The 779-nt window shown below is 65.9% G+C and carries 1 protein-coding gene; it reads left to right on the top strand.

Annotation, left to right across the window (positions count from 1 at the left end):
• Nucleotides 1-67: 67 nt before the first annotated feature.
• A partial coding sequence (locus tag JK363_RS41470; RefSeq protein ID WP_201883495.1) for a SpnB-like Rossmann fold domain-containing protein occupies nt 68-779 on the top strand: 712 nt, incomplete at its 3' end.

A 779-nucleotide genomic window follows, 5' to 3' on the forward strand; every position in this document is an offset into this window, starting at 1 on the left:
GTCTCGTGTGGTGGGGGATGGGTTGCGGTTTAGGGAGCGTTGGGAGTTGTTGGGTGGGGTGTCGGGGGTGGTGTTGCCGGGTGTGTGGTTGGTGGTGGTGCCGGGTGAGGGTGTTGATGGTGAGTGGGTGGAGTCGTTGGTGGAGGGGTTGGGTTCGGGTGTGGTGCGGTTGGTGGTGTCGGGGCGGGTGGATCGTGCGGGGTTGGTTGAGCAGTTGCGGGGGGTGGTTGAGGGTGGTGTGCGGTTTGCTGGGGTGGTGTCGTTGTTGGGGGTGTGTGAGGGGTGGCGTTGGTCGAGTGTTCCGGTGGGTGTGGTGGATACGGCTGTGTTGGTGCAGGCGTTGGATGAGGTGGGGGTTGGTGGGCGGTTGTGGGTGGTGACGTGTGGTGCGGTGTCGGTGGGTGTGGGGGAGTTGGTGGGGAGTGTGGGTCAGGGTGGTTTGTGGGGTTTGGGGCGGGTGGCGGCGTTGGAGTATCCGGAGCTTTGGGGTGGTGTGGTGGATGTGCCGGTGGAGTTGAGTGGTGGTGTGGTGCGGCGGTTGGTGGGGGTTCTTGGTGGTGGGGTGGGGGATGAGGATCAGGTTGCGGTGCGTGGTGGTGGGGTGTACGGGCGGCGGTTGGTTCCTGCACCTGCGCCGGTGCCTGCGGCTGCGGGCGGGGGTTGGGAGCCGTCGGGGACGGTGTTGATTACGGGTGGTACGGGTGTGTTGGGTGGGCATGTGGCGCGTTGGTTGGCGGGGCGTGGGGTGGAGCATTTGTTGTTGTTGAGTCGGCGGGGTG

The organism is Streptomyces coffeae (assembly GCF_016741875.1).
In the GTDB taxonomy this organism is placed as follows: domain Bacteria; phylum Actinomycetota; class Actinomycetes; order Streptomycetales; family Streptomycetaceae; genus Streptomyces; species Streptomyces coffeae.